This window comes from Streptomyces ureilyticus, assembly GCF_011045025.1.
Taxonomy (GTDB): Bacteria; Actinomycetota; Actinomycetes; order Streptomycetales; family Streptomycetaceae; genus Streptomyces; species Streptomyces ureilyticus.
Map to the genome: position 1 here is coordinate 1 of NZ_JAAKZX010000363.1, position 4,778 is coordinate 4,778.

Below are 4,778 nucleotides of genomic sequence, written 5' to 3' on the forward strand. Positions count from 1 at the left end.
CACCGAACCCCCGCTCGAAAACCCCACCGTCACCCCCATCCCCGGCGACCTGTGCTACTTCTCCTTCTCCGGCACACAGCTGGGCACGAAGTCGTACGGCTACGGCGGGGCCTCCGGCGTCCAGCACGGCACCCCGGTGATCGACCTGGCCCTCTTCTACGAACGCAACAACCTGCTGATCAACGCCGACGTCGGCTGGGTGCCCGGAATCGTCTGGGGCCAGGTCGTGGAGGGCCTGGAAGCCATGGCGGAGGCATGCAACGACCTGTGGCGGGCGGGCGCGCTGGGGGAGACGCTCAGCTTCCGCAGGGCCTGAACCCCCTACGCAGGGCGCCGGGGCGGGGGATCCACATGGGCCACCCCCGCCTCGTACAGCGCGTGCGCCGCGCGCAGTACCAGGTCGTCCCGGTGGCGGGCGGCCACGAGCTGCAGACCCACCGGCAGCCCGTCCCCGTCCAGGCCGACGGGGACGCTGGCCGCGGGCTGCTGCGACATGTTGAAGGGGTAGGTGAACGGGGTCCAGCCCGTCCAGCGCCGCAGCCCCGAGCCCTTCGGCACCTCCGCGCCCGCCTCGAACGCGGTGATCGGCAGCGTCGGCGTGACCAGCAGGTCGTACGACTCGTGGAAACGGCCCATCCGGCGGCCCAGATCCATCCGCACGTCCACCGCGGCCAGATAGTCGAGCGCGCTGTAACGGGCACCCTGGTCGCAGACCTCCCGCAGTCCCGGATCCAGCAGCTCCCGCTGGTGCGGGCCGAGATTCTGCGTCACCCGGGCGGCCCCGCTGAACCACAGGGTGTGGAAGGCCTCCACCGGCTCGGTGAAATCAGGGTCGGCCTCCTCGACGTACGCGCCGAGGGACGCAAGCCCCTCCACGCCCCGCCGCACAGCCGCCGCGACATCGGGGTGTACGGGCACCTGCCCGCCGAGGGACGGCGAGTACGCGACCCGCAGCCCCCGCACGCCGCCGCCCAGCAGGTCCGTGAACCGCCCGGCGGGCGGCGCGAGCGCGGACCAGTCGCGGGCGTCCGTACCGCTGATCACGTCCAGCAGGAGAGCCGCGTCGGCGGCGTCGCGCGTCATCGGTCCCACGTGCGCGAGCGTCCCGAAGGCGCTCGCCGGATACAGCGGCACCCGCCCGTACGTCGGCTTCAGCGCGAAGATCCCGCAGAACGCGGCGGGGATACGGACGCTGCCGCCGCCGTCCGTGCCCAGGGACAGCGGGCCCGCGCCCATGGCCACGGCCGCCGCACTCCCGCCGCTCGAACCGCCCGGCGTACGCGACAGGTCGTACGGATTGCGCGTCACCCCCGACTGCGGCGAGTCCGTGACGCCCTTCCACCCGAACTCCGGCGTCGTTGTCTTGCCCACGAAGACGGCGCCATGCTCGCGCAGCCGGGCCACCGAGGGCGCGTCCTCGTCCCAGCGCCCTTCCACCCGCACGGTGTTGGAGCCCTTCAGGGTGGGCCCGCCACGCATCAGCAGGATGTCCTTCACCGTGACCGGCACCCCGTCCAGGAGGCCGACCGGCTCACCGCGCCGCCAGCGCTCGGCCGACTCCCGCGCCCGCTCGAGCGCCTCGTCGCCGGTGAGGCGCACGAAGGCGTTCACGGAGGGCTGGATCTCCTCGGCCCGTCGGAGCGCGGCCCGCGTCGCCTCCACGGGGCTGAATTCGCCCTTGCGGTACCCCTCGACGAGTCGCAGCGCGGTCAGCTCGGTGAGCTCGGTCATCCACCCTCCAAAAGGTCACACCTGCACGATTGGCTCCCGTGTGAACAGCATCCCCAGCTCAGGCGCGTTCACCCGGCGGTCGGCCAACCGCAGGGCCTCCCACACCGTGACCTGGTTCGCGGTGAGGACCGGTTTGGCGAGGGCTTCCTCCAGGGCGGGGAGGTGGGAGGCCGTGTGAAGGGCGGTGTCCGGGAGGAGGACAGCGTCCGCGTCGGGGTGATCGCCCGAACGGGCCATGGTGAGGACCTCGTCGGCGCCCCACGTCCCGACCTCCGCCGCCGTGATGATGCCGCTGCCGCGCATCGAGACCACCTCGATCCCCGCGCCCTTCAAGAAGGCGGCGAACATCGCCGCCACATCCTCCGGATACGTTGCCGCGATCGCGACCCGTCGCGCGTCGATCTCACGGATCGCGTGGGCGAAGGCGAAGGACGTGGAGGAGGCGGGCATGCCGGCCGCCAGGGCGAGGGTGCGGACCTGCTCATGGGCGCCCTCCCAGCCGTACACGAAGCTGCCGGACGTGCACGCCCACACCACCGCCTCCGCACCGGACAGCCGCAGCTCCTCGACGCCCGCCGCGAGCCGGGCCGCCGAGCCCATCTCCAGCAGCGCGTCCTCACGGTGGGCGTCCTCGCCGATGTCCGTGTGGACGAGCGGGAGGCGAATGTCGCTGCCCAGCAGCTGCTCCATCCGCGGGTATTCGTCCTCGGCCGAGTGGCCCGGGTAGAGGAATCCGAGTGCCGTCATGCCCAACCTTCCTGTTCTTCCGGCAGTACGGGCCCCTGTGATTCAGGCACTGACCCCGGAATCGCTCCCGGGATCGAAGCTTCCGGAACCGATCCCGGGATCGATGCTTCCGGGACCGATCCCGACATCGACTCCGGCAGTGATTCCGGCGTCACCGGATGCTGCCGCGCCGAGTGGTCGATCAGCGCCTGATAGGGCCCCACCGCTCGCGTACCCATGTGACGCAGGGCGGCCCACATCGTCACCTGGTTGGCCGAGATGACGGGAATCCGCAGCTCGGCCTCCAACTGCGGGATCACGTCGTACGTGGGGAGATTGGTGCAGCTGATGAACAGCGCGTCCGCAGCCCCGCGTATCGCATTGCGGGCCATGTCGACGACGTCGCGGTACGGGACCTTCCAGATGTGCCGGGTCAGGCCGAGGGAGGAGGTGCCGATGATCTCGATGCCGGCCTCGGCGAGGTACTCCTCCAGGGCCCGGGTCACGGACACGGTGTAGGGCGTGACCAGGGCGATCCGGCGGGCGCCCAGCTCCTGGAGGGCTTCAAGGAGCGCACCGGAGGTGGTCACGGACTGGACTTCGCCGGCCCGCGTCATCGCCTCGCACATCGCCCGCTCACCCGCGATACCGCCGACGAAACTGCCCGACGTACAGGCGTACGCGACGACCTCGGGATGCACCGCGTTCAGCGCGCGCACCGCCTCGCCGAGCGTCTCATGCTCACTGACCAGCCGTGCGAGGTCGAGGCTGACCTCGACGGGCACAAAAGGGGTGCGGGTCAGATGCAGTGAGACCTCGTCCGGCACCCAGCGCCACAGCTCGCGATCGAGGGCGAAGTCGAAGGGAGCGACGATGCCGACACCGCGCTGTGGGTGCGGTCCACCGAGGAAGGAGACGTCCATGAGCAGGCCCCAAACTCAAGTCGAGCTAATGAGTTGATGCTGAAGTACCGGCCCGAGGGGCCGGGGGACACAAGCCGGCGCATGCCGGGACGTCGGGACAGGAAAGCGGACCGCTTACAGGTCCATGTTGACGAAGGTAGGTTCCGGTGCCAGCGTGGTCAATCCGTGCATCTCAGACGGCTTCCGCAGTTGTCCCGTAAGTGTGCCCAGACCCAAGAGAAGCGGACTCGGATTGCGAAACGGTTTCCCCCCGATGACGGCACCCATGTCCCCGCCCACGACCGAGAACAAGCCGACCCTTCTGGTACTGGACGCCGAGCCGGCGCCCCGCCTCGGCCGGCTCTCCGGACGGGCCCTGATCGAGCACGCCGACGAGTCGACGCTGGCCTCGCTGCTGCCGGCCGCGGACGTCCTGCTTGTGTGGGATTTCACATCGCACGCGGTGCGCCGCGCCTGGCCCGGCGAAGGCCCGCGGCCCCGCTGGGTGCACACGGCGAGTGCGGGCGTGGATCACCTGATGTGCCCGGAGCTCGCCGCGTCCGACACGGTGGTGACCAACGCGCGCGGCGTCTTCGACCAGCCGATCGCCGAGTACGTGGCCGCGCTCGTCCTGGCCATGGCCAAGGATCTGCCGCGTACGTGGGAGCTCCAGCGGGCGCGGGAGTGGCGGCACCGCGAGTCGCAGCGGGTCGCGGGCACGCGCGCGTGCGTCGTCGGCTCCGGGCCGATCGGGCGGGCGATCGAGCAGACCCTGAAGGCCCTCGGCATCAAGACGGCCCTGGTCGGGCGCACCGCGCGCGCCGGCGTCCACGGTCCCGACGAACTCGACCGGCTGATGGCCCGCGCGGACTGGGTCGTCTCCGCGGCCCCCCTCACCGACGAGACGGTCGGAATGTTCAACGCGCACCGCTTCGGCCTCATGCAGCCGTCCGCGCGCTTCATCAACGTCGGACGCGGGCAGCTCGTCGACGAGGACGCGCTCGCTGACGCCCTCTCGAAACACTGGATCGCGGGCGCGGCGCTCGACGTCTTCGACCACGAGCCGCTCACTGCGGAGAGCCCCCTGTGGGAGCTCCCCGGCCTGATCGTCTCGCCGCACATGAGCGGTGACACGATCGGGTGGCGGGATGAACTCGGGGCGCAGTTCGTGGAGTTGTACGAGCTGTGGGAGGCGGGGGAGCCGCTGCCGAACGTGGTGGACAAGCGGCGGGGGTACGTGCCGGGGCACTGAGGGGTTTTTCGCCCCCGCCGCCCCTACCCGTCCCATCCCTGGGGCCAGCCCCAGACCCCGCCAGGGGCTGCGCCCCTGGACCCCTTCGGGGCTCCGCCCCGGACCCCGTTTCGGGGGCTGGGCCTGTCGCTTATACACATCTCCGCGCCCACGAGACCAACCATCAA

General features: G+C 71.0%; 5 protein-coding genes. 2 read left to right on the forward strand and 3 right to left on the reverse strand.

Going from position 1 to position 4,778, the window contains the following annotated elements; translation table 11 throughout:
- The coding region (locus G6048_RS46660; RefSeq protein WP_165345681.1) for a DUF3830 family protein at nucleotides 1–316 on the forward strand (316 nt) is incomplete at its 5' end.
- A 5-nt stretch (nucleotides 317–321) separates the two neighbouring features.
- Here the strand turns inward: G6048_RS46660 and G6048_RS46665 are convergent.
- Genes G6048_RS46665 through G6048_RS46675 form a run of 3 tightly spaced genes read right to left on the reverse strand, consistent with a single transcriptional unit; the run spans nucleotide 322 to nucleotide 3,380 of the window.
- Entirely contained in the window at nucleotides 322–1,731 is a 1,410-nt protein-coding gene (locus tag G6048_RS46665) for an amidase (protein WP_165345682.1), read from the reverse strand.
- Nucleotides 1,732–1,746: 15 nt separating this feature from the next.
- A complete protein-coding gene (locus G6048_RS46670; RefSeq protein WP_165345683.1) occupies nucleotides 1,747–2,478 on the reverse strand; it encodes a maleate cis-trans isomerase family protein in 732 nt (243 codons plus the stop codon).
- Complete coding sequence (locus G6048_RS46675) at nucleotides 2,475–3,380, reverse strand: maleate cis-trans isomerase family protein (RefSeq protein WP_165345684.1); 906 nt, start codon at nucleotides 3,378–3,380, stop codon at nucleotides 2,475–2,477. The genes G6048_RS46670 and G6048_RS46675 overlap by 4 nt, the downstream gene beginning before the upstream one ends.
- A 265-nt stretch (nucleotides 3,381–3,645) precedes the next feature.
- Between G6048_RS46675 and G6048_RS46680 the strand changes: the two genes are divergently transcribed.
- Nucleotides 3,646–4,611, forward strand: a complete 966-nt coding sequence (locus G6048_RS46680) for a D-2-hydroxyacid dehydrogenase (RefSeq protein ID WP_408056247.1) — start codon at nucleotides 3,646–3,648, stop codon at nucleotides 4,609–4,611.
- The last annotated feature ends 167 nt before the right edge of the window (nucleotides 4,612–4,778 follow it).